The sequence below is a fragment of the Enterobacter sp. 186315 genome, from assembly GCF_053290175.1.
Genome location: NZ_JBPTTK010000010.1, coordinates 1 through 23,828 on the forward strand (window position 1 = coordinate 1; position 23,828 = coordinate 23,828).

At 56.5% G+C, this 23,828-nt stretch carries 24 protein-coding genes and 1 other RNA gene; 10 read left to right on the forward strand and 15 right to left on the reverse strand.

The window, feature by feature from the left end; translation table 11 throughout:
• The first annotated feature begins 84 nt into the window (after positions 1–84).
• Positions 85–210: non-coding RNA, RtT sRNA (locus ACSVHP_RS13145), on the forward strand.
• 128 nt (positions 211–338) lie between these two features.
• Positions 339–683 (forward strand): FlxA-like family protein, encoded by a 345-nt coding sequence (locus ACSVHP_RS13150; RefSeq protein ID WP_234675356.1) that lies wholly within the window; start codon positions 339–341, stop codon positions 681–683.
• Here ACSVHP_RS13150 and ACSVHP_RS13155 read toward each other — a convergent pair.
• Positions 674–1,615, reverse strand: a complete 942-nt coding sequence (locus ACSVHP_RS13155; RefSeq protein WP_447552134.1) for a LysR substrate-binding domain-containing protein — start codon at positions 1,613–1,615, stop codon at positions 674–676. The genes ACSVHP_RS13150 and ACSVHP_RS13155 overlap by 10 nt on opposite strands.
• Before the next feature lie 88 nt (positions 1,616–1,703).
• On the opposite strand from ACSVHP_RS13155, the gene ACSVHP_RS13160 reads away from it, so the two are divergent.
• Positions 1,704–2,699, forward strand: coding sequence for a bile acid:sodium symporter family protein (locus ACSVHP_RS13160; protein WP_234675354.1), 996 nt, complete (start codon positions 1,704–1,706; stop codon positions 2,697–2,699).
• Here the strand turns inward: ACSVHP_RS13160 and ACSVHP_RS13165 are convergent.
• The 3 genes from ACSVHP_RS13165 to zipA all read right to left on the reverse strand — a co-directional run bounded on the left by ACSVHP_RS13165 (position 2,696) and on the right by zipA (position 5,950).
• On the reverse strand, positions 2,696–2,911 hold the full coding sequence (locus ACSVHP_RS13165; RefSeq protein ID WP_234675353.1) for a putative quorum-sensing-regulated virulence factor: 216 nt from the start codon (positions 2,909–2,911) through the stop codon (positions 2,696–2,698). The two genes, ACSVHP_RS13160 and ACSVHP_RS13165, sit on opposite strands and share 4 nt — an antisense overlap.
• Position 2,912: 1 nt before the next feature.
• Positions 2,913–4,928, reverse strand: coding sequence for an NAD-dependent DNA ligase LigA (ligA, locus tag ACSVHP_RS13170; RefSeq protein ID WP_417313471.1), 2,016 nt, complete (start codon positions 4,926–4,928; stop codon positions 2,913–2,915).
• Between the two features lie 68 nt (positions 4,929–4,996).
• On the reverse strand, positions 4,997–5,950 hold the full coding sequence (zipA, locus tag ACSVHP_RS13175) for a cell division protein ZipA (protein ID WP_447552135.1): 954 nt from the start codon (positions 5,948–5,950) through the stop codon (positions 4,997–4,999).
• Positions 5,951–6,180: 230 nt separating this feature from the next.
• Here zipA and cysZ point away from each other — a divergent pair, with 230 nt between their 5' ends.
• The 5 genes from cysZ (at position 6,181) to crr (ending at position 10,962) form a co-directional block, all read left to right on the forward strand.
• Entirely contained in the window at positions 6,181–6,942 is a 762-nt protein-coding gene (gene cysZ, locus ACSVHP_RS13180; RefSeq protein WP_417312948.1) for a sulfate transporter CysZ, read from the forward strand.
• Between the two features lie 151 nt (positions 6,943–7,093).
• Complete coding sequence (cysK, locus tag ACSVHP_RS13185; protein WP_181620316.1) at positions 7,094–8,065, forward strand: cysteine synthase A; 972 nt, start codon at positions 7,094–7,096, stop codon at positions 8,063–8,065.
• Between the two features lie 317 nt (positions 8,066–8,382).
• On the forward strand, positions 8,383–8,640 hold the full coding sequence (gene ptsH, locus ACSVHP_RS13190; RefSeq protein ID WP_000487600.1) for a phosphocarrier protein Hpr: 258 nt from the start codon (positions 8,383–8,385) through the stop codon (positions 8,638–8,640).
• Between the two features lie 44 nt (positions 8,641–8,684).
• Complete coding sequence (ptsI, locus tag ACSVHP_RS13195; protein WP_234675349.1) at positions 8,685–10,412, forward strand: phosphoenolpyruvate-protein phosphotransferase PtsI; 1,728 nt, start codon at positions 8,685–8,687, stop codon at positions 10,410–10,412.
• A 40-nt stretch (positions 10,413–10,452) separates the two neighbouring features.
• On the forward strand, positions 10,453–10,962 hold the full coding sequence (crr, locus tag ACSVHP_RS13200) for a PTS glucose transporter subunit IIA (RefSeq protein ID WP_003861316.1): 510 nt from the start codon (positions 10,453–10,455) through the stop codon (positions 10,960–10,962).
• Between the two features lie 43 nt (positions 10,963–11,005).
• Here crr and pdxK read toward each other — a convergent pair whose 3' ends face one another.
• From pdxK to ACSVHP_RS13250, 10 genes are all read right to left on the reverse strand, one after another.
• Positions 11,006–11,842 carry a pyridoxine/pyridoxal/pyridoxamine kinase gene (gene pdxK / locus ACSVHP_RS13205; protein ID WP_447552136.1) on the reverse strand — a complete coding sequence of 279 codons (837 nt, stop codon included), beginning with the start codon at positions 11,840–11,842 and terminating at the stop codon, positions 11,006–11,008.
• Positions 11,843–11,847: 5 nt separating this feature from the next.
• Positions 11,848–12,759, reverse strand: coding sequence for a cysteine synthase CysM (gene cysM, locus ACSVHP_RS13210; protein ID WP_447552137.1), 912 nt, complete (start codon positions 12,757–12,759; stop codon positions 11,848–11,850).
• A gap of 118 nt (positions 12,760–12,877) precedes the next feature.
• Positions 12,878–13,972 carry a sulfate/thiosulfate ABC transporter ATP-binding protein CysA gene (cysA, locus tag ACSVHP_RS13215; protein WP_234675346.1) on the reverse strand — a complete coding sequence of 365 codons (1,095 nt, stop codon included), beginning with the start codon at positions 13,970–13,972 and terminating at the stop codon, positions 12,878–12,880.
• Positions 13,962–14,837 carry a sulfate/thiosulfate ABC transporter permease CysW gene (gene cysW, locus ACSVHP_RS13220; protein ID WP_447552138.1) on the reverse strand — a complete coding sequence of 292 codons (876 nt, stop codon included), beginning with the start codon at positions 14,835–14,837 and terminating at the stop codon, positions 13,962–13,964. Before cysW ends, cysA begins: the two co-directional genes overlap by 11 nt.
• Complete coding sequence (gene cysT, locus ACSVHP_RS13225; protein WP_014071253.1) at positions 14,837–15,670, reverse strand: sulfate/thiosulfate ABC transporter permease CysT; 834 nt, start codon at positions 15,668–15,670, stop codon at positions 14,837–14,839. The genes cysW and cysT overlap by 1 nt, the downstream gene beginning before the upstream one ends.
• The gene (gene cysP, locus ACSVHP_RS13230) at positions 15,670–16,683 is read right to left on the reverse strand and encodes a thiosulfate/sulfate ABC transporter substrate-binding protein CysP (protein WP_447552139.1); all 1,014 of its coding nucleotides are present in this window, start codon (positions 16,681–16,683) and stop codon (positions 15,670–15,672) included. The genes cysT and cysP overlap by 1 nt, the downstream gene beginning before the upstream one ends.
• A 171-nt stretch (positions 16,684–16,854) precedes the next feature.
• Positions 16,855–17,754 carry a Dyp-type peroxidase gene (locus tag ACSVHP_RS13235; protein ID WP_234675343.1) on the reverse strand — a complete coding sequence of 300 codons (900 nt, stop codon included), beginning with the start codon at positions 17,752–17,754 and terminating at the stop codon, positions 16,855–16,857.
• A gap of 93 nt (positions 17,755–17,847) precedes the next feature.
• Entirely contained in the window at positions 17,848–18,423 is a 576-nt protein-coding gene (locus ACSVHP_RS13240; RefSeq protein WP_447552140.1) for an RpoE-regulated lipoprotein, read from the reverse strand.
• A 63-nt stretch (positions 18,424–18,486) separates the two neighbouring features.
• Positions 18,487–18,936, reverse strand: a complete 450-nt coding sequence (locus ACSVHP_RS13245; protein WP_234675341.1) for a DUF2919 domain-containing protein — start codon at positions 18,934–18,936, stop codon at positions 18,487–18,489.
• The gene (locus tag ACSVHP_RS13250; protein WP_234675340.1) at positions 18,923–19,348 is read right to left on the reverse strand and encodes a GNAT family acetyltransferase; all 426 of its coding nucleotides are present in this window, start codon (positions 19,346–19,348) and stop codon (positions 18,923–18,925) included. The genes ACSVHP_RS13245 and ACSVHP_RS13250 overlap by 14 nt, the downstream gene beginning before the upstream one ends.
• 212 nt (positions 19,349–19,560) lie before the next feature.
• Here ACSVHP_RS13250 and amiA point away from each other — a divergent pair, with 212 nt between their 5' ends.
• Entirely contained in the window at positions 19,561–20,436 is an 876-nt protein-coding gene (gene amiA, locus ACSVHP_RS13255) for an N-acetylmuramoyl-L-alanine amidase AmiA (RefSeq protein ID WP_234675339.1), read from the forward strand.
• Positions 20,436–21,335, forward strand: coding sequence for an oxygen-dependent coproporphyrinogen oxidase (hemF, locus tag ACSVHP_RS13260; protein ID WP_447552141.1), 900 nt, complete (start codon positions 20,436–20,438; stop codon positions 21,333–21,335). Before amiA ends, hemF begins: the two co-directional genes overlap by 1 nt.
• Before the next feature lie 78 nt (positions 21,336–21,413).
• Here the strand turns inward: hemF and maeB are convergent, their stop codons facing one another.
• A complete protein-coding gene (maeB, locus tag ACSVHP_RS13265; protein WP_234675337.1) occupies positions 21,414–23,693 on the reverse strand; it encodes an NADP-dependent oxaloacetate-decarboxylating malate dehydrogenase in 2,280 nt (759 codons plus the stop codon).
• Positions 23,694–23,828: the final 135 nt, after the last annotated feature.

The following is a 23,828-nucleotide window of genomic DNA, read 5'->3' on the forward strand; positions in this document are numbered from 1 at the left end:
GAGCAGTTGACTTTTAATCAATTGGTCGCAGGTTCGAATCCTGCACGACCCACCAATGTAAAAAGGCGCCCTAAAGGCGCTTTTTTGCTATCTGCGATATGGATGATTCGAACCTGCGGCAGGTTCGAGCCGAACGCAATGAGGCAGCGGAGCCGTTTACGGCGACGACCCGAAGGGCGAGCGAAGCGAGTCATCCTGCACGACCCACCAATGTAAAAAAGCGCCCTAAAGGCGCTTTTTTGCTATCTGCGATATGCCACCTGGTAATCCCTCCTTTTAGCCTCAAGCTCTCGCGCGAAATGCCGATATCCCTTATTTATGGCGAAAAGGATCTCAAAATGACAACCCTCAAGGCAGTATCGCTGTCGGCGCTGGAAATCGGCAGCACCGATAGTAGCTCTGGCGGAAACGACCTGGCCTCGCAAATCACCCGTCTGACAAAACAAATCACCAAAGTCACCCAGCAGTTAAAAGAGGTGGGGTTGAGCGATGGCTCCGTAGAAGAAAAACAGAAGCAGCAAGAGATGCTGGAATCACAGCTGGCAATGTTGCAGGCGCAGCTCGCTCAGCTTCAGCGCCAGCAGGCGGAAGAGTCAGCCCCTAAAGCAAGCCCGGTGCAGCAGGCGGTTGAAGAAGGGGTTAACAAACCTTCCAAAGACCATCAAATTGATATCTACATCTGATTATCGGTTGGGGTAAACAGTGGGTCGCGTATGCGCGCTGCGCTTAGTTTCTCGGCCTGCATACGCACCACTTCCCAGATGGCGAGCGCCGCACCGGAGATAGAGCGATTTTTTCGTCTTACCAGCATCAGCTTACGCTCGATCGGCGGCGTAAAGCGTTTCACCACCAGGCGACTGCCCTGCGGCAACGGCAGCGCCAGTGCGGGTAGCACGCTGATCCCTATCCCCGCTTCAACCATCGGGAATAGCGTGGCCGGATGACCGATTTCCTGAACGATCTTCGCATTAACGCCCTGAGCAGCCAGCGCCGCATCAATCAGCGGACGGCTGCCGGAGGCATAATCCTGTAAGACAAGATTTGCCCCCTCCAGCGCCTGCCAGCTCACCTGCGGTAACGCCGCCAGCGGGGAGTCCTCCCGGCACAGCAGTAAAAATGGCTCTGAAAGCACCACTTCGCTTTCCAGATTGCTCACCGGGCCGGGATCGATAACAATGCCGAAATCCACTTCACCCTGACGGATACTCTCCAGCACCCACTGCTGCGGCCTGTCGTGAAGGACAAAATCGATATCCGGGTAGCGCGCGTTACTTTGAGCAATGCACTGGGGGATCAGATGCGCGGATATCGTCTGGCTTGCCGCCACCCTGACGGTACCCGAAAGCTGCTGCCCAAGGCGCCCGACGTCGCGCAGCGTGCTGTTTAGTTCATCCAGAATTCTCTCCAGCCGCGACGCCAGCTGCTGGCCCGCGTCGGTGAGCACCACCTCGCGCGTGGTTCTGTCAAGCAATCGCACGCCGGTCTGGATCTCCAGCTCCTTAACGCTGTGGCTGACCGCCGACTGGCTGAGGCCGATGATCTCCCCTGCCCGGCTGAAGCTCCGGGCATGTGCAACGGTGACAAAGACCCGAAGCTGACGCAGTGAATAATTCATCTGTTTTACTCATGAATAGATGCAATAAATCAATTTTATTTCTCAAACGGAAAAAAGCACAATAGCCATATCTCTTTAAGGAGCCCCTATGAAACTCTTCCGTATTCTCGATCCGTTCACGCTTACGTTAATTACCGTCGTTCTGCTGGCCTCGTTTTTCCCGGCGCGCGGCAGTTTCGTTCCTTTCTTTGAAGGGCTGACCACCGCGGCCATCGCACTGCTGTTCTTTATGCACGGTGCCAAGCTCTCGCGGGAAGCGATTATCGCAGGCGGTAGCCACTGGCGGCTGCATCTGTGGGTAATGTGCAGCACCTTTATCTTGTTCCCCATCCTCGGCGTGCTGTTTGCCTGGTGGGCGCCGGTCAATGTGGATCCTGCCATCTATACCGGGTTCCTTTATCTGTGCATTCTTCCGGCCACCGTGCAGTCTGCCATCGCCTTTACGTCGCTTGCGGGCGGTAACGTGGCGGCGGCGGTCTGTTCTGCCTCGGCATCCAGTCTGCTCGGTATTTTTGTCTCTCCGCTGCTGGTCGGGCTGCTGATGAACATGCACGGCGCGGAAGGCAACCTTGAGCAGGTCGGTAAAATCTGTTTGCAGCTGCTGTTGCCGTTCGTGCTTGGGCACCTTTCTCGTCCGTGGACCGGGGCGTTTGTGGCGAAGCACAAGAAGTGGATCTCGAAAACGGACCAGACGTCAATTTTGCTGGTGGTTTACTCTGCCTTTAGCGAAGCCGTTGTGAACGGCATCTGGCACAAGGTTGGCGTGGGGTCACTGCTGTTTATCGCAATTGTGAGTATCGTTCTGCTGGCGATCGTAATTGCGGTGAATGTCTTTGTGGCGCGCAAATGCGGCTTTAACAAAGCGGATGAGATCACCATTGTCTTCTGCGGTTCGAAAAAGAGCCTGGCGAACGGTATCCCGATGGCAAACATTCTGTTCCCGACGTCTGTGATTGGGATGATGGTGCTGCCGCTGATGATTTTCCATCAGATCCAGCTGATGGTCTGCGCGGTGCTGGCACGTCGTTACAAAGCCCAGACCGAAAAGCTGGCGCAGGAAGAGACCCGCGCCGCAAAAGCTTAAGGACGTTTCAGGGGCTGAACCAGCTGGGTCAGCCCTTCTGTTTTAATCAGCAGCGTGATAGCCATTAGCTCGCCAAGCCGCCCGGCAGGAAATTCATCCTTACGGGCGAACCACAGCAGGTACTCCTCCGGCACATCAATCAACCTGCGGCCTTTGTACTTGCCGAACGGCATCTCGGTATTGGCAATTTCAACGAGCTGTTCTTTTTCCACGTTACTCTCCCAGCAGGCGCAGCATTTCCGCTTCGTCGATGACCTCGATTCCCAGCTCCTGCGCTTTCGCAAGCTTAGAGCCAGCCGCTTCACCGGCGATAACCAGGTCCGTTTTCTTCGATACGCTGCCCGCCACTTTTGCCCCTAACGCCACCAGGCGCGCTTTCGCATCGTCTCGGGAAAGCTGGCTCAGGCTGCCGGTCAGCACCACGGTTTTACCCGCAAACGGGCTGTCTATCTCTTCAGCGTTAATTGTCACAGGCGCAGGCCAGTGAATACCCACTTCCAGCAGCTTGCCGATCACCTCGCGGTTGCTCTCTTCGGCAAAGAAGTTGAAAACGTGTGTGGCGACCACAATGCCGACATCCGGCACTTTTTGCAGCTCATCGATGCTGGCTTTCTCCAGCGCCTCCAGCGTACCAAAATAGCCTGCCAGCCCGGCGGCTGTCGCTTCGCCCACTTCGCGGATCCCCAGAGCATAGAGGAAACGGGCAAAAGTGGTTTCTTTCGCTTTTTCCAGCGCGTTGACCACGTTCTGCGCCGACTTCGGCCCCATGCGGTCAAGGCCCGTCAGCTTCCCGGCGCTCAGAGTAAACAGGTCAGCAGGCGTGTGAACGTACTCTTTCTCGACCAGTTGATCGATGATCTTGTCGCCCATACCGTCGACGTCCATCGCCCGGCGAGACACGAAATGCTTCAGCGATTCTTTGCGCTGGGCACCGCAAATCAACCCGCCCGTGCAGCGCGTGACGGCTTCGCCTTCCACACGTTCAACGTCTGAACCACAGACCGGGCAGTGGGTCGGGAATTCAATAGCGCGGGTGTCGTCCGGGCGCTCTGATTCCACCACGTTAACCACCTGCGGGATGACGTCACCCGCGCGGCGGATCACCACTTTATCGCCAATACGCAGACCAAGACGCGCGATTTCGTCGGCGTTGTGCAGCGTGGCGTTACTGACCAGCACGCCCGCGACCTGAACCGGCTCCAGTCGCGCAACGGGGGTGATCGCCCCGGTGCGGCCCACCTGGAATTCAACGTCGCGAACGACGGTCATCTGCTCCTGAGCAGGGAATTTAAAGGCTACCGCCCAGCGCGGCGCACGCGCCACGAAGCCGAGCTGTTCCTGAAGCTGGAGCGAGTTGACCTTAATCACCACGCCGTCGATGTCAAAACCGAGCGTCGGACGGTCTTCCTCAACCTTGTGATAAAAGGCGAGTACCGCCTCCGGGGAGTCACAAAGCTGTACGCGATTACTGACCGGCAGGCCCCACGCTTTAAATTGCAGCAAGCGTCCGAGGTGCGTATCCGGCAGTTCACCGCCTTCCAGAATACCCACGCCGTAGCAGAAGAAAGTAAGCGGTCGCTTCGCGGTGATGCGCGGGTCGAGCTGGCGCAGCGAGCCCGCCGCGGCGTTACGCGGGTTAGCAAACACTTTTCCCCCCGTGCGGCGCGCGTCTTCATTGATTTTTTCAAAGCCCGCCTGCGGGAGGAACACTTCACCGCGCACCTCAAGACGAGCAGGAATATTGTCGCCGTGCAGTTTTAGCGGAATGGCGCGGATGGTACGCACGTTGGTGGTGATGTCCTCACCCGTCGTGCCGTCCCCGCGCGTGGCGGCGCGCACCAGCACGCCGTTTTCATACAAAATGCTGACCGCAAGACCATCAAGCTTAAGCTCACAGCACCAGGTCAGCGCATCAGTACTTTTCAGCCTGTCCTGCACGCGCTTGTTAAATGCCAGGAAGCTCTCTTCATCAAAGACGTTGTCCAGCGACAGCATCGGCACTTCATGACGCACCTGGCTAAACGCGCCCAGCGGCTCGGCGCCCACGCGCTGAGTCGGCGAATCAGGGGTAATAAGCTCAGGGTGCTGCGTTTCCAGCTCGCGCAGCTCGCGCATCAGACGGTCATATTCCGCATCCGGCACTTCCGGCGCGTCCATGACGTGATACAGATATTCATGATGGCGAAGCGTGGTTCGCAGTTCAGTGAGTTTTTGTTCGATTGAGTCCATATCGCACCATCAATGAGAAAAACCCCCGACAGGCGGGGGTTGAGGAGGAGTTGAAGTAAACGCGACGATTACGCGTTGGCTTCCTTAACTTCGCGGATGCGGTCCTGATATTCGCGCAGTTTCTGCGGCGTCATCATTCGACGCTGGTCGTCCAGCACCACGCCGCCGATTTCATCAGCGATGTGCTGAGCAGACTGGAGCATCAGCTTAAAGTTTTGCAGTTCGTCACCGTAAGACGGCACCTGCATGAAGATGGTGACGCCAGGCGTCACGAAATCACCGGTCATTTCCGGGTCAAACGTGCCAGGGTTAACCATATTAGCCAGGCTAAACAGCGCCGGGCCGCTACCGTCCGGGCTGAGGTGACGATGGAAAATATTCATGTCGCCAAACTTGAAGCCAGCCTGTTGAATGCTGTTAAGCAGAACGTCGCCATTCAGGTGAGTGCCGTGATGGGCGCCCACGTTCATGATGATCACGGCTTCTTTACGCTGTGGTTTTTCAACGACCGGCGCTTCTTCTACAATCGGTTCTGGCTCAACGTGCTGAACGGGCGCGGGTTGTGGCGCAGGCTGAGGCTGAGCGGGCTGAACAGGTTGCTGTTGAACGGGCTGCTGTACCGGTTGTTGCACCGGAGGCTGAACAGGCTGCTGATGTACGGGCTGCTGCGGCTGGCGCACCGGCTCTTCAACCGGCTGTGGAGCAGGTTGCGGACGCGGCTGTGCAGAAGCATACGGCGGTTGATACTGGTGCTGCGCAGGGCGAGGTGCATCATGCTCCCCATGACCCGCAACGGGCGCAGTATTGACCCGATGAACGCGAACTTCACCCACGCCGTCGTCGCTATCGTCGATGTCGTCTTCAACGTCATCGTCGTCACGAGTTGACTTCATGCGCTTGAGTGGGCGATCGCGAAACATAGAAGAGCGCTCTTTACGGCTGGTCCAGAAACCATGTACCAGTAAAGCGATTATGGCGATCGCGCCAACAATGATTAATATCAGACGCAAATCCTGCATCATTATATTCTCTGTTGTTCTAACACCTTGCCACCACGGCAAACATTTACTCACTAAGAGTATTTGCCGTTTAACTCAAGTGCAAGTGTGTCCGGAGCATTCACAGCATAAAGATGCGCTAAATCGTGCTTTTTGCTGTTTTTTCGAACATTTCCGAACTGGTCATTGATCCATAAGTGGATAAGATAGTCGGGCAATTCCACTGGTTGTGAAAAAAGGAGTACGGCCTGGTCATGGTTTCAACCTCAACATCCGCCCCTCGCAGCGGCATTTATTATTTCTCACAGGGATGGAAACTCGTTTCGCTTCCGGGTATCCGCCGCTTTGTCATTTTACCTCTGCTGATCAACATCTTATTAATGGGCGGTGCATTCTGGTGGCTGTTCACAAAACTCGAAAGCTGGGTTCCAGCCCTGATGAGCTACGTGCCGGACTGGCTGCAATGGCTGAGCTACGTGCTGTGGCCGGTCGTGGTGATCTCGGTGCTGCTGGTGTTCGGCTATTTCTTCTCGACGATAGCCAACTGGATTGCCGCGCCGTTTAACGGCCTGCTGGCGGAACAGCTCGAAGCGCGACTCACGGGGGCCACGCCGCCCGACACCGGCGTGCTGGGAATAATGAAAGATCTCCCGCGCATCATGAAGCGTGAATGGCAAAAGTTCGCCTGGTATCTGCCTCGCGCCATCGTGCTGCTAATCCTTTATTTCGTGCCAGGTATCGGTCAAACGGTCGCGCCGGTGCTGTGGTTCCTGTTTAGCGCGTGGATGCTGGCTATACAGTACTGCGACTACCCTTTTGATAACCACAAAGTGCCGTTTAAAGAGATGCGCACTGCCCTGCGCACGCAGAAGGTCGCCAACATGCAGTTCGGCGCGCTTACGAGCCTGTTCACCATGATCCCCTTCCTTAACCTGTTCATTATGCCGGTTGCGGTGTGCGGCGCGACGGCGATGTGGGTCGACTGTTATCGCAACCAACATGCGATGTGGAGATAGGCCGCAGGGGTGGCCTTATGCCCCCCCTTATTCCATACTGATACCCATTATTTCCTTGCAGCATATAGATATGCGAATTCCTTACTTCCCCATACCTGTTCTACAGGTATGCTGGGTCGGTATCCCAATTTCATACAGTTAAGGACAGGCCATGAGTAAGATTTATGAAGACAACTCGCTGACTATCGGTCATACGCCCCTGGTTCGACTGAACCGTATCGGTAATGGACGCATTCTTGCGAAGGTAGAATCTCGTAACCCAAGCTTCAGCGTAAAATGCCGTATCGGTGCCAATATGATTTGGGATGCTGAAAAACGTGGCGTGTTGAAACCAGGCGTTGAGCTGGTTGAACCGACCAGCGGTAACACCGGTATCGCTCTGGCCTATGTCGCTGCCGCGCGCGGCTACAAGCTGACGCTGACCATGCCTGAAACCATGAGTATCGAACGTCGTAAGCTGCTGAAGGCGCTGGGTGCGAACCTGGTTCTGACCGAAGGTGCGAAAGGCATGAAAGGCGCTATCCAGAAAGCCGAAGAAATTGTTGCCAGCGATCCGGCAAAATACCTTTTGCTTCAGCAGTTCAGCAACCCGGCAAACCCGGAAATCCACGAGAAAACCACCGGCCCTGAAATCTGGGAAGATACCGATGGTCAGGTTGATGTGTTTATCGCGGGCGTAGGTACCGGCGGCACGCTGACCGGCGTGACCCGCTACATTAAAGGCACCAAAGGCAAAAAAGATCTGATTACCGTGGCGGTTGAGCCAACGGATTCCCCGGTTATCGCACAGGCGTTGGCGGGCGAAGAGATCAAGCCTGGTCCACATAAAATTCAGGGTATCGGCGCGGGCTTTATTCCGGGCAACCTGGATTTGAAACTGATTGATAAGGTCGTTGCTATCACCAATGAAGAAGCGATCTCTACCGCACGTCGTCTGATGGATGAAGAAGGTATCCTGGCGGGTATCTCTTCCGGTGCCGCTGTCGCAGCCGCGCTGAAACTCCAGGAAGATGAAACCTTTACCAATAAGAATATAGTGGTTATTCTACCCTCTTCGGGTGAGCGTTACTTAAGCACAGCACTGTTTGCCGATCTTTTCACAGAGAAAGAACTGCAACAGTAATGCCAGCATGTTAAGAACGCGTAAAAAAGCACCCTTTCGGGTGCTTTTTTGTGGCCTGCTTCAAAGTTTTACCTCTCCTGGCATTGATTCACCCCGTTGGGTCTGGTATTTAAACCAGCAATTATTTTGATGCGCGAAATTAATCAGTGAACGAAATAGCGTTGCTGAATCGATTTTATGATTTGGTTCAAGTCTTGCTTTCACTGCATAATGTTTAATGACGATCGAAACGTCAGCGCTAACAATACAGGCTAAAGTTCAGTCGCCAGGCTAGACTTTAGTTCCACAACACTAAACCTATAAGTTGGGGAAATACAATGTTCCAGCAAGAAGTTACCATTACCGCTCCGAACGGTCTGCACACCCGCCCTGCTGCTCAGTTTGTTAAAGAAGCGAAAGGCTTCACTTCTGAAATCACCGTGACTTCCAACGGCAAAAGCGCTAGCGCAAAAAGCCTGTTCAAACTGCAAACTCTGGGCCTGACTCAGGGCACCGTTGTAACCATCTCTGCGGAAGGTGAAGACGAGCAGAAAGCAGTTGAGCATCTGGTTAAACTGATGGCTGAGCTCGAGTAAGTTTCCGGGTTCTTTTTAATATCAGTCACAAGTAAGGTAGGGTTATGATTTCAGGCATTTTAGCATCCCCGGGTATCGCTTTCGGCAAAGCACTTCTGCTGAAAGAAGACGAGATCGTCATCGACCGGAAAAAAATTTCTGCCGACAAGGTTGATCAGGAAGTTGAACGTTTTCTGAGCGGTCGTGCCAAGGCATCAGCGCAGCTGGAAACGATCAAAACTAAAGCTGGCGAAACTTTCGGTGAAGAAAAAGAAGCCATCTTCGAAGGGCACATTATGTTGCTCGAAGATGAGGAGCTGGAGCAGGAAATCATAGCCCTGATTAAAGATAAAGGCATGACGGCCGACGCGGCTGCACATGAAGTTATCGAAGGTCAGGCGACTGCCCTGGAAGAACTGGATGATGAATACCTGAAAGAGCGTGCGGCTGACGTACGTGACATCGGTAAGCGCCTGCTGCGCAACATCCTGGGTCTGGCAATCATCGATCTGAGCGCCATTCAGGACGAAGTTATCCTGGTTGCTGCTGACCTGACCCCGTCTGAAACCGCACAACTGAACCTGAACAAGGTGCTGGGTTTCATCACTGACGCAGGTGGCCGTACCTCCCACACCTCTATCATGGCGCGTTCTCTTGAACTGCCTGCCATCGTGGGTACCGGTAGCGTGACCTCTCAGGTTAAAAACGACGACTATCTGATTCTGGATGCCGTGAACAACGCTGTTTACGTTAATCCATCAAACGAAGAGATCGAGCGACTGCGCACCGTTCAGGAGCAGGTTGCCACCGAGAAGGCGGAACTCGCTAAACTGAAAGATCTGCCAGCTATCACGCTGGACGGACATCAGGTTGAAGTGTGCGCGAACATCGGTACCGTACGTGACGTTGACGGCGCTGAGCGCAACGGTGCGGAAGGTGTTGGTCTGTATCGTACTGAATTCCTGTTCATGGACCGCGACGCGCTGCCAACTGAAGAAGAACAGTTTGCTGCGTATAAAGCCGTTGCTGAAGCCTGTGGCTCTCAGGCGGTTATCGTGCGTACCATGGATATCGGTGGCGACAAAGAGCTGCCGTACATGAACTTCCCGAAAGAAGAGAACCCGTTCCTGGGCTGGCGTGCAGTGCGTATCGCTATGGATCGCAAAGAGATCCTGCGCGACCAGGTACGCGCGATTCTGCGTGCTTCCGCTTTCGGTAAACTGCGCATCATGTTCCCGATGATCATCTCTGTTGAAGAAGTGCGTGCACTGAAGAAAGAGATCGAAATCTATAAACAGGAACTGCGTGACGAAGGTAAAGCGTTTGACGAATCAATCGAAGTGGGCGTGATGGTAGAAACCCCAGCCGCCGCGACGATTGCGCGTCATTTAGCCAAAGAAGTTGATTTCTTTAGTATCGGTACCAATGATTTAACGCAGTACACCCTGGCAGTTGACCGTGGTAATGATATGATTTCACATCTCTACCAGCCAATGTCACCGTCCGTACTGACGCTTATTAAGCAAGTTATTGATGCTTCTCATGCAGAAGGTAAGTGGACTGGCATGTGTGGTGAGCTTGCAGGCGACGAACGTGCTACACTTCTGTTGCTGGGTATGGGTCTGGACGAATTCTCTATGAGCGCCATTTCCATTCCACGCATTAAGAAGATTATCCGTAACACGAACTTCGAAGATGCGAAGGTGTTAGCAGAGCAGGCTCTTGCTCAACCGACAACGGACGAGTTAATGACGCTGGTTAACAAGTTCATTGAAGAAAAAACAATCTGCTAATCCACGAGATGCGGCCCAATTTACTGCTTAGGAGAAGATCATGGGTTTGTTCGATAAACTGAAATCTCTGGTTTCTGATGATAAGAAAGACTCCGGAACTATTGAGATTGTTGCTCCGCTCTCCGGCGAGATCGTCAACATCGAAGACGTGCCGGATGTAGTGTTTGCTGAGAAAATCGTTGGTGATGGCATTGCTATCAAACCAACTGGCAACAAAATGGTTGCTCCAGTTGACGGCACCATCGGTAAAATTTTTGAAACCAACCATGCGTTCTCTATCGAATCCGATAGCGGTATCGAACTGTTCGTTCACTTTGGTATTGATACCGTTGAACTGAAAGGCGAAGGCTTCAAACGTATCGCGGAAGAAGGCCAGCGCGTTAAAGTTGGCGATCCGGTGATTGAATTCGATCTGCCACTGCTGGAAGAAAAAGCCAAGTCTACCCTGACGCCGGTTGTTATCTCCAACATGGACGAAATCAAAGAACTGATCAAACTGTCCGGCAGCGTGACCGTGGGTGAAACCCCGGTTATCCGCATCAAGAAGTAATTCTTGCCGCACAAAAAATGGCGCCTTCGGGCGCCATTTTTGTTTATGCTGGCAGGATAAGCTCGTCATAGCCTTTCGACTGCGTATAGATCATCACGTCAGTCACCCGATCCCCGGCCATGCGAATCGCATCGGCAACGGTTTTGCCCCCGACGATACCGCTTACCAGCTCTGAGCAGAACAGATCGCCCGTCCCTTTCAGATCGGTGGCGACGCGCGGGTGCGCGCTGACCGTCACGCCCTCTTCCGTTACCAGCACGACGTGAATGTTTTCCGGATCGTCCGCTACCGGCGCGCTGGTGATGGCCACCCACTTGAGCGTATCCGAGAGCAATCCTTGTGCCGCCTCGATAGCTCTGTCCGGTGTACGGCAGGATTTGCCGCTTAAAATCTCAAGCTCGAACACGTTTGGAGTGATCCCCTGCGCCAGCGGCAGCAGATGCTCCCGGTAGGCTTCTGGAATATCCGGCTTCACGTACATCCCGCTGTCGATATCGCCGATAACCGGGTCAACCAGAACCAGCAGCTCCGGGTGCTGAATTTTGATGGCCTTCAGCCACTGCGACAACAGCTGGATCTGGCTGGCGCTGCCCATATAGCCCGTCGTGACGGCCTTGAGTTCGCGCAGGATCTCACGCTCTTCCAGCGCTTTCAGGTAGCCGCTGAACCACTCGTCCGGTATCACGCCGCCGTAGAAGGTGTCGTAGTGCGGCGTATTGCTGAACAGCACCGTGGGCACCGCCGTCACGTTCAGACGATGGGTGCGAATGTTGGGCACCGCGATGCTGTTACCCACGCTGCCGTATACCACCTGAGACTGTACTGCGACAATGTCGGTTTGCTGCGCCCGGGTATTATCCCGGAATAAAATCATGTCCATGACGCTTAAATCCCCGCCCCCTGCGAATAACTCTCTTCACCAAAGACCCCGGTAGACAGATACCGATCGCCGCGATCGCAAATAATCGCCACCACGACCGCGCCGGGGTTCGCCTCGGCGACCCGAATGGCCCCTGCTACCGCCCCACCCGAGCTGACGCCGCAGAAGATCCCTTCGCGTACCGCCAGTTCACGCATTGTATTCTCCGCCTCGCGCTGGTGAATATCCAGCACCCGATCCACAAGCTGGGCGTTGAAGATGCCCGGCATGTATTCCGCAGGCCAGCGGCGAATGCCGGGGATGCTGCTCCCCTCTTCCGGCTGCAATCCGATAATCGACACGTTCGGCGCCTGCTCGCGCATAAAGCGCGATACGCCGGTGATGGTCCCGGTCGTGCCCATGCTGGAGACAAAATGGGTCATGCGGCCGTTGGTCTGCTGCCAGATCTCCGGCCCGGTGGTGGTGTAATGCGCGTAGGGGTTATCGGGATTGTTAAACTGATCGAGCAGCTTGCCTTCGCCGCGTTCGGCCATTTCAAGCGCCAGATCGCGCGCCCCTTCCATTCCCTGCTCTTTGGTGACCAGAATCAGCTCGGCGCCGTAGGCGCGCATGGCGGCGCGACGCTCCTGGCTCATGTTGTCCGGCATCAGCAGCTTAATGCGGTAGCCTTTCAGCGCGGCGATCATCGCCAGCGCGATACCGGTGTTGCCGCTGGTGGCCTCAATCAGCACGTCGCCGGGGGTAATTTCACCGCGCTTTTCGGCTTGCACAATCATCGACAGCGCCGCCCTGTCCTTGACGGAGCCCGCAGGATTGTTGCCTTCAAGTTTGACCCAGATTTCGCTACCGTTGTCTGGCCCCATGCGCTGAAGCTTGACCAGAGGCGTGTTGCCGATGGTGTGTTCGAGTGTATTCACGATTTTTACTCAATAAAAAAGCCGGGTGGCGTTTCGCTTACCCGGCCTACAAGACGCAGTGATAACTGTAGGCCCGGTAAGCGCAGCGCCACCGGGCGATAAACATGCTAATAACCTATCAGGCTGACTCCGCCAGAGCAACATCCTCGCGCGTTTCAATGCGCTCGTTGCCGTGATAAATCCTCGCATGCTGAAGCCCGACAAACAGGCGCTCACCGCGGTACGGCGGCTCTTCGTCGCGCATCACTACCGTCAGCGGCTCGGTGTACCAGCCAAGCGGCTGTACCACCAGTTGGGTGTAGTGCCCTTTAGGGCTAGCTTCCAGAACCTGCACCGGCAGCGGTGAATCCAGGCTGGTGCGGCGGCTGACGTCCACTTCCCACGGGCGCAGGAACAGGTCAACCGGCCCCTGATGCGCGGAGGTGTAGCCCAGCGGCCAGCGGTGCGCGCCCACGTGGAACTGCCCGCCGCGAATGGTGCCCTGCAAACGGTTCACTTCGCCCATAAACTCCAGCACGAAACGGGTCGCCGGTTCACGCCAGAGCTGTTCCGGCTCGTCAACCTGCTCAATGTTGCCCTGACTCATCACCACCACGCGATCCGCGACCTCCATCGCCTCTTCCTGATCGTGGGTGACGAAGACGCTGGTGAACTTCAGCTCTTCATGGAGCTGACGCAGCCAGCGGCGCAGTTCTTTACGCACCTGCGCATCCAGCGCACCGAAAGGTTCGTCGAGCAGCAGGATTTGTGGTTCGACCGCCAGCGCACGGGCAAGCGCCACGCGCTGCTTCTGCCCGCCGGAAAGCTGCGCCGGGAAGCGATCGGCAAGATGGGCAAGCTGCACCATCTCCAGCAGTTTGGTGACTTTCGCCTTGATGGTGGCCGCATTTGGGCGCTCGCGGCGCGGAAGCACGGTCAGGCCAAAGGCGATATTGTCGAACACGGTCATGTGGCGGAACAGCGCGTAGTGCTGGAACACAAATCCCACCTTGCGGTCACGCGCGTGCAGACGGCTCACGTCGGTGCCGTGAAAGCGGATATGCCCGCTGGTCTGATGTTCAAGCCCGGCGATGATACGCAGCAGCGTGGTTTTCCCGGAGCCGGACGGCCCCAGCAGCGCCACCATTTGTCCGGAAGGGATATCCAGCGAGATATCATTCAGCACCTGGGTGCGACCAAAAGACTTCTTAATATTGGCAATCTCAATGCTCATGATTTCCCTCCTGATGCTGACGTTTTTCCTGATTCTCTAAACGCCACTGCACCACACTCTTCAAAAACAGGGTCAAAATCGCCATCAGCGTCAGCAGCGCTGCGGCAGTAAAGGAACCGACGGTGTTGTAGTCCTGTTCCAGTAGTTCAATCTGTAACGGCAGCGACAGGGTTTCGCCGCGGATCGAGCCGGAGACCACCGACACCGCGCCAAACTCGCCAATCGCGCGGGCGTTGGTCAGCACTACGCCGTAGAGCAGCGCCCAGCGGATATTCGGCAGCGTGACGCGACGGAACATCTGCCAGCCGGATGCGCCCAGCAGCACCGCCGCTTCGTCTTCGTGGCTGCCCTGGCTCAGCATCACCGGGACCAGCTCGCGCACCACAAACGGACAGGTTACAAATACCGTTACCAGCACCATGCCCGGCCAGGCGAACATGATTTGCAGGTTATGCTCGTCCAGCCAGCCGCCCAGCGGGCCGTTGGAGCCGTAAAAAAGCAGATAGACCAGACCCGCCACTACCGGAGAAACCGCAAACGGGATATCCAGCAGGGTCAGCAGCAGCTGGCGGCCCGGGAAGTTGAACCGCGTCACCAGCCAGGCCAGCAAAATACCGAACACCAGGTTAACCGGTACGGTGATCAAGGCGATCATCACCGTCAGCCAGATAGCGTGCAGCATGTCCGGGTCGGCGAGGTTTTGCAGCGCGGGCATGATGCCTTTGCTGAACGCCTGCACGAAGATATAAACCATCGGCACGACGAGAATAAAGGCCGAAACCAGCACGCCCGTACCAATCAGAAACCATTTTCCCCAGTTGATGCGGGGGACGTCATAACGCTTCAATTGAGTAACTTCCGCCATCAGTGACCTACCACGCGTCGACCAAAGCGACTTTGCAGAGTGTTAATCGAGAACAGCAGCAGCAGCGATGCCGCCAGAATCACCGAGGCAATGGCGCTTGCGGCCGGGTAATCAAACTCCTGCAAACGGACAAAAATCATCAGCGAGGTGACTTCGGTTTTCCACGCGATGTTCCCCGCGATGAAGATAACGGCGCCGAACTCGCCGAGGCTGCGGGTAAACGACAGCGCCACGCCCGCCAGCAGCGCGGGGGACAGCTCCGGCAGCACCACCTTGCGGAAGCTCTGCCAGCGCGTCGCGCCCAGCGTTTCCGCCGCTTCTTCGTATTCCGGGCCTAACTCTTCCAGCACCGGCTGCACCGTACGCACCACAAACGGGATGCTGGTGAAGGCCATCGCCACCGCGATACCGAGCCAGGTGTAGGTCACTTTTATATCAAACTTCGCCAGCCATTCGCCGTAGAAACCGTTCACGGAGAAGAGCGACGCCAGGGTTAAACCGGCCACCGCCGTCGGCAGCGCAAAGGGCAGATCCATCAGCGCGTCGAGCAGCGTGCGGCCCGGAAAACGATAGCGGGTTAAGATCCACGCCATCAGCAGGCCGAACACGCCGTTGAAAATCGAGGCCACAAACGCCGACAGCAGCGTAACCTTATAGGCCGCCACCACCTGCGGGTTAGTGACCACCTCCCAGTACTGCGACCAGCTCATCTGGGCAAGCTGCATCACCAGCGCGCTGAGCGGTAATAACAAAATCAGGCAGACGAACAGCAGGCTGGTCCCGAGGCTTAGGGTAAAGCCCGGCAGCACGCGTCTGGAGGAGACTGCAAACATTACTTACGCCCCGCCGCCAGCAGTTTGTCCAGCTCGCCGCCGCTGGTAAAGTGCGTTTTCATCATATCAGGCCATGAGCCGAAATGGTCTTCCACGCGGAACAGGTCGGTCTGCGGGAATTTATCCTTCAGTTTGTTCATCACGTCCGGGTTGTTGACGCGATAGTAATAGTCGGTGATCACGGTCTGCGCCTGCGGGCTGTAGAGATAGTTGAGGTAGGCTTTCGCCGCCTTCTCCGTGCCGTTGGCCTGCACGTTTTTATCCACCCAGGCTACCGGGAACTCGGCCAGAATGTTGGTTTTCGGGATAACCACTTCGAAGCCCTGCGCTTCGTACTGTTTGCGGATGTTGTTCACTTCGGATTCGAAGCTGATAAGCACATCGCCCAGGCCGCGCTCGGCGAAGGTTGTGGTTGCCCCGCGTCCGCCGGTATCAAACACTTCGACGTTTTTCAGGAACTGGGTCATGAACTGCTCGGTTTTCGCTTTATCGTTACCGTCAGCTTTGTCCGCCGCGCCCCACGCCGCCAGATAGGTATAACGGGCGTTGCCGGAGGTTTTCGGGTTCGGGAAGATCAGTTTTACGTCAGAACGCACCAGGTCGTTCCAGTCGTGAATATTCTTTGGATTGCCCTTACGCACCAGGAAGCCCATGGTGGAGTAGAACGGTGAGCTGTTGTTCGGCAAACGGCTCTGCCAGTCCGCCGGGATCAGCTTGCCTTTGTCGTGCAGGATTTGCACGTCCGTCACCTGATTGTAGGTCACCACATCCGCCTTCAGCCCCTGGAGGATTGCCAGCGCCTGCTTGGACGACCCGGCGTGAGACTGCTTGATGGTCAGCTTGTCGCCGTTGTTGTCTTTCGCCCACTGCTGTTCAAACGGCGGGTTAAGGGCGGCAAACAGCTCGCGGGACACGTCGTAGGAACTGTTCAACAGCTCGGTTGCCTGCGCCTGCGCCACCAGCAGTAATCCTGCCAGTGCCAGCGATCCTTTTTTCAGTACAGTAACGGCCATTGCGCACCCTTATAAATGTGATGACTATCTTATGGTCATAATATTTATAACGGGTATGAAAGGAGTAACGGTTTTATATACCGTTTGGTGATTTGGAAGCAGAAAAGGGAATAAGGGTGGGGCCTGTTGCCCTCACCCCAGCCCTCTCCTACAGGAGAGGGAGAAAAACAATTACAGCGCCAGCAGACGCTCGACGGACGGCGCGAAGTAGTAGCCGCCGGTCACCGGTTTGGTAAAGCGCAGCATGGCGTCGCGCTTGCCGTCGGTGTCGCCGAACATGCTCAGCAGCTGCTGTTCGATGTTGTGCAGTCGCGCGCAGTAGGCGCAGAAGTAAAGGCCGTGCGTGCCGCTCGCGGTGCCGTACGGCAGGCTCTGGCGGACAATCTTCAGCCCTTTCCCCTCTTCTTTGAGATCGACGCGGGAGAGATGCGACGTTACCGGACGCGCGTCGCCGTCGATCTCTTCGTTGGCCTCTTTGGTACGGCCAATCATCATCTCCTGATCCTGCACGCTCATGCGGTTAAGCTGCTTGAGGTTGTGCTCCCAGCGCTGCACGAATACATAGCTGCCGCCCGCGTCCACGCCGTCTTTGATTACCGCCACGTCGCGGCGGATCTCTTCGCCCGCCGGGTTTTCGGTTCCGTCGACGAAACCGCTCAGGTCGCGCTCTTCAACCCAGCGGAAACCGTGAACCTCTTCCTGCACCTCAATGCAGTCGCCAAAGGCAGCCATCGCCGCCTGGGCCACGGAGAAGTTAACGTCGTGACGTAAAGAAAGAATATGGATCAGCACGTCGTACTGGGTCGCTGGCGCCAGGCCTTTACCGTAAGGGATAAAGTCCTTCAGCTCTTCAGCGCCTTCGCCGCCGCTCAGCTGACGCCAGACGTTATTGCCAAAGGCAACCACCGCGCCCAGGTGGGCGTCCGGGAATTTGGCCTGGAAGGTGGCCAGTTTATCGATGAAAATTTTGCTGGCCGCACGCAGGGCATCCACGTCCCCTTTAACATTGGCTTCAATCCAAATCGCCGCGCGGCAATGTTCTGGCAAAATGCCACTCTGAACCTGAGACATTGCTCCTCCTGAAAAAGAAATGCCACGTCGGCGTGGCATTTGATGGCGGCTATTATACCTGGATTTCAGCAGGACGGTTTGTTCCGGCGCAAATTACTGCTTCCAGATAATCTTGCTCACTTTCCAGTTTTTCAGGGTATCGTCAGACGGCATTAACCCTTCCGGGCCGCTCCACTCGCCGGTGAAGAGATAGCTGATGTGCTGGCTGCCCGCCGCTTTACACTCTACCGCCACGCTGTCGCTGGACGGCGCACTGGAGCAGTTGCCGAACGCTTTGCTGTACAGTTCGCTGAAAGGCGTACCGACCTTCACGCCGCTTGCCGTCGGAATGGCGTCGTCCATCACCTCAACGTGGTTGACCGTGCCTTTGTCGCCGTTAATCACCAGCGCCAGCCTGTCGTCTTTCAGCGCTTCAAAGTAATGCAAGATAGTGCCGTTTTCCGTTTTCATGCCGCTGCGCAGGCGATAGTCGCTGCCGAGCGCATCCTGAATGGCGTCCTGATCGAGCGCGGTGGCGGCGGTAATTTTCCCCACGCCCTGCTCGGTGACTTCGGTTGAGGAGCCAAACCAGTTCCACGGATAGGCCGCCGACCAGTTGATCGCAGAGAGCGTTGAACAGCCGGTGAGTGCCAGCGGCAGAGCGCATAAAAATAAACGCAGCGATTTCATTGAAACGTCCTTTTTGGTTAATTCAACGCTTGTTGGAGTGCGGCATCGGCAAAAAGTGCCGCGTTAATCTTTTTCAGGGGTAAAACAGGCGCGAAGGCGTGGGTTGGTCAGCAGCCACAGCAGCGCGACGATATCCGCCACCACCAGCGCAACGCCCACGCCGGTAACCGGGTCGCCATTCAGCCACAGCACCGGCTGCCAGACCAGCAGCGCAAGCTGTGCGAGGATCAGCAGCCAGCGAAGCGCGCCCCACAGACGCGGGATAGTCTGCCGACGACCGCTGCATAAAAACGCCATCACCGCCGGAACGCCCGGCAGCAGGCCGAGCCAGAAGGCATCGTGATCGGGATAAAAGAGCGTTAGCAGCGTATCGCCCTGCCCGCGCGAGGCGGCGGCCATCACGAACAGCACCCAGGTCCGCGCCTGTAAGAGCAGCACGCACCAGAATAAAAAAGGCAGCCTGACGCGACCCTGCGCGTCATAGTCTGCCGGATGGATTTCAGTACTCTTCATCTTCTATCAAACGCTTACCTAAAGTCAGCACGTCGGCGTGCTCGTAGCCCAGGCGTTCATACATGCCCAGCACCACGTCGTTATCTTCGCGCACCATAATCTGAATTTTCGGGCAGCCTCGGGCGATCAGCTTCTTCTCCAGACGATTAAGCAGCGCGTTGGCGATGCCGCGCGCGCGGTATTCCGGGTGAACGCCGAGATAATAGGCCGAGCCGCGATGCCCGTCGTAACCGCCCATCACCGTACCCACCACTTCGCCGTTAACCTCAGCGACCAGAAACAGGCTGACGTCGTGATGCACCTTGCGCTCGATGTCCATTTCCGGATCGTTCCACGGACGTAGCAGATCGCAGCGCTCCCAAAGGGTGATGACCTCTTCGAAATCTTCCTGGCGAAAAACGCGTATCTCCATGGTATTAACCGCCTTTTCAGGTTTAAAAACAGTGATTATGGCGCGAACGCCCCGTTTAGCCAATAACCGGCGAAAATCGGGCGAAAATTTGGCATAATGTCACTTTGTCACGTATTGAAATGAAAAGTAAAACAATTCTCAATAAGGACTGTCGTAACGCTATTCGCGATACGATATAACACCAGGACCCATTTTTTTACAATTCAGGCCGCATGAGCACATTCAAACCATTAAAAGCACTCACATCGCGTCGTCAGGTTCTCAAAGCGGGGCTGGCGGCCTTAACGTTAACGGGCATCGCAAAGCAGGCTCAGGCAAAAGACGAGAGCACGCTTAAAACCAGTAACGGACACAGCAAACCTAAAGCCAAAAAAGCGGGCGCAAAGCGCCTGGTCATGCTCGATCCCGGTCACGGCGGGATTGATACCGGGGCTATCGGCAGAAACGGCTCTAAAGAAAAACATGTCGTGCTGGCGATTGCAAAAAATGTGCGCTCGATTTTACGCAGTAACGGCATTGACGCCCGTCTGACGCGTACTGGCGACACGTTTATTCCGCTCTACGATCGCGTGGAGATTGCCCACCAGCACGGCGCGGACCTGTTTATGTCGATTCACGCGGACGGCTTTACCAACCCAAGCGCGGCAGGCGCCTCGGTATTTGCGCTTTCCAACCGCGGGGCCAGTAGCGCGATGGCGAAATACCTTTCCGATCGCGAAAACCGCGCGGATGAGGTCGCCGGGAAAAAAGCCACTGATAAAGATCATCTGCTGCAACAGGTGCTGTTCGACCTCGTTCAGACCGATACCATCAAAAACAGCCTGACCCTCGGCTCGCATATCCTCAAGAAGATCAAGCCCGTCCACCGTCTGCACAGTAAGGGAACGGAACAGGCGGCGTTCGTGGTGCTGAAGTCCCCGTCGATTCCGTCCGTGCTGGTCGAAACCTCCTTTATTACTAACCCGGAAGAGGAGCGTCTGCTCGGCACGACGGCGTTTCGCCAGAAGATTGCCAGCGCGATTGCCTCCGGGATAATCAGTTATTTCAACTGGTTCGATAACCAAAAAGCGCACTCCAGGAAACGTTAATGAAACCCAATGCTGAGCTGGTGAAAGCCTTTCTGTTGCAGCTACAGGATGAGATTTGCCAGAAACTGGCCGCCGCTGACGGCGGTGAATTTCAGGAAGATAACTGGCAGCGCGACGCGGGCGGCGGCGGCCGTAGCCGCGTGCTGCGTAACGGCGGCATTTTTGAACAGGCGGGCGTGAATTTCTCACACGTACACGGGGACGCGATGCCCGCTTCCGCAACGGCGCACCGCCCCGAACTCGCCGGGCGCAGCTTTGAAGCGATGGGCGTGTCCCTTGTGGTGCATCCGCATAATCCGTTTGTCCCGACCAGCCACGCCAACGTGCGCTTTTTCATCGCTGAAAAACCGGGTGCCGATCCAGTGTGGTGGTTCGGCGGCGGTTTCGATATGACTCCCTACTACGGCTTTGAAGAGGATGCCGTCCACTGGCACACCACCGCACGGGACCTGTGCCTGCCGTTCGGTGAAGAGGTGTATCCGAAGTTCAAGAAGTGGTGCGACGACTATTTCTATCTTAAGCATCGCGACGAGCAGCGTGGGATTGGCGGGCTGTTCTTTGACGATTTGAACACGCCAGATTTTGATACCGCATTCAGCTTTATGCAGGCGGTGGGTCAGGGCTATACCGACGCCTACCTGCCGATTGTCGAGCGCCGCAAAAACACCGATTACGGCGTGCGCGAGCGCGAGTTCCAGCTTTACCGTCGCGGGCGCTACGTAGAGTTTAACCTGGTGTGGGATCGCGGCACGCTGTTCGGCCTGCAAACCGGCGGGCGCACGGAGTCGATTTTAATGTCGATGCCGCCGCTGGTGCGCTGGGAGTACAGCTATGAGCCAAAAGAGGGCAGCCCGGAGGCTGCCCTGAAGGCGTTTATAAAGGTTCGGGACTGGGTTTAAATGCCGGATGGCGCTGCGCTTATCCGGCCTACTTATCCTGTAGGTCGGGTAAGCGAACGCGCCACCCGACACAACGAATCACAGCGGCTGGGTCTGCGCCTCAACCACCGCCAGCGCCACCATGTTCACGATACGACGCACCGAGGCAATCGGCGTTAACACATGCACCGGTTTCGCCACGCCCATCAGCACCGGCCCCACGGTCACCCCTTCTGAACTCGACACCCGCAGCAGATTGTAGCTGATACGCGCCGCCTCCACGTTTGGCATGATCAGCACGTTCGCCGAGCCTTTCAGCGGGCTGTCCGGCATACGCTCGCTGCGGATGCTCTCCACCAGCGCGGCGTCGCCGTGCATCTCACCGTCAATCATCAGCTCCGGCGCGCGCTCGCGCACCAGCGCCAGGGTCTCGCGCATTTTGCACGCGGCGGCAGACTTAGACGAACCAAAGTTAGAGTGCGACAGCAGCGCCACCTTCGGCTCGATACCAAAGCGACGCACGGTTTCCGCCGCCATCACCGTGATTTCCGCCAGCTCGTCCGGGGTCGGATCGTCGTTGACGTAGGTATCGGCGATAAAGGTGTTGCCGCTTGGCAGCAGCAGCGCGTTCATCGCCCCGGCAGTGTGGACGCCCTCGCGATAGCCGAAGATCTCCTGCACCACGCTGAAGTGCTCGTGGTAGTCGCCGATGGTGCCGCAGATCAGCGCATCCGCTTCGCCGCGATGAACCATGATCGCACCGATCACCGTGGTATTGCTGATGACCGCTTTCTGCGCCTGCTCCTGGGTGATCCCGCGACGCTTCATGATCGCGTAGTACTCGTTCCAGTACTCTTTGAAGCGCGGATCGGATTCGTTGTTGACGATCTCAAAATCCACGCCCGGTTTGATTTGCAGGCCGAGCTTCTGGATACGCATTTCGATCACGCTCGGGCGACCAATCAGCACCGGCTTCGCCAGGCCTAGGGTGATCAGCTCCTGGGTGGCGTGCAGCACGCGCGCCTCTTCCCCTTCCGCCAGCACCACGCGTTTCGCGTCCGCCCGCGCCTGGGAGAAGATCGGCTTCATAAACAGGTTGGTTTTGTAGACGAACTCCGCAAGCTTATCGACGTAGGCGTCAAAGTCCTCGATCGGGCGGGTCGCGACGCCGGAGTCCATCGCCGCTTTCGCCACGGCCGGGGCGATCTTAACAATCAGGCGCGGGTCGAACGGTTTTGGAATGATGTAGTCCGGGCCAAAGCTCAGATCCTGATCGCCGTAGGCCGAGGCCACCACTTCGCTCTGTTCGGCGTGGGCCAGCTCGGCAATCGCGTGTACCGCCGCCAGCTTCATCTCTTCGTTGATCGCCGTCGCGCCCACGTCCAGCGCACCGCGGAAGATGAACGGGAAGCACAGCACGTTGTTCACCTGGTTCGGGTAGTCCGAACGTCCGGTACAGATAATGGCGTCTTCACGCACTTCCTTCGCCAGCGGCGGCAGAATTTCCGGCTCCGGGTTCGCCAGCGCGAGGATCATCGGCGCGCGGGCCATTTTCTTCACCATCTCCTGGGTCAGCACTTTCGGGCCGGAGCAGCCGAGGAAGATATCCGCGCCGTCAATCACCTCTTCGAGCGTGCGTTTACCGTCGTCGTCCACCGCGTAGGCCGCTTTGGTTTCCGCCATGTTTGGCTCGCGGTCTTTGTAAATCACCCCTTTGGAGTCGCAGACCACGATGTTGTGCTTCTGCATGCCCAGCGCCACCAGCAGGTTCATACAGGCGATAGCCGCCGCGCCCGCGCCGGACACCACCATGCGCACGTCGGAGAGATTTTTCTCCACCACGCGCAGGCCGTTGAGAATGGCCGCCGTGCTGATGATCGCCGTGCCGTGCTGGTCATCATGAAACACGGGAATATTCATGCGCTCGCGCAGCTTCTGCTCGATATAAAAACATTCCGGCGCTTTGATGTCTTCGAGGTTGATACCGCCAAACGTGGGCTCCAGCGCGGCGACCACGTTGATGAATTTATCGGGATCAAGCTCGTCGACTTCAATATCAAACACGTCGATACCGGCGAACTTCTTGAACAGAACGCCCTTCCCTTCCATCACCGGCTTACCCGCCAGCGCCCCGATATTGCCTAACCCCAGCACCGCCGTACCGTTAGAGATAACCGCCACCAGGTTGCCGCGCGCGGTGTATTTGTAGGCTGCCAGCGGGTCTTTTTCGATTTCAAGACAGGGGGCGGCTACGCCCGGCGAATAGGCCAGCGCCAGATCGCGCTGCGTCGCCAGGGGTTTGGTCGGGGAAACCTGGATTTTGCCCGGAACAGGAAATTCATGAAAATCGAGGGCACTCTGTTTTAACTGGTCATCCATCTTATCTGTCCTTTCACGTATCGTTCAAAAAGGGTGGCGTGTTCACTCTCCTGATGCGCACCCAGGAATGCCGGCTAGTATCGCCAATGCACCGTGTTCAAACTTTGAAGGCTGCCAAACTCTCAGTATCCAAAG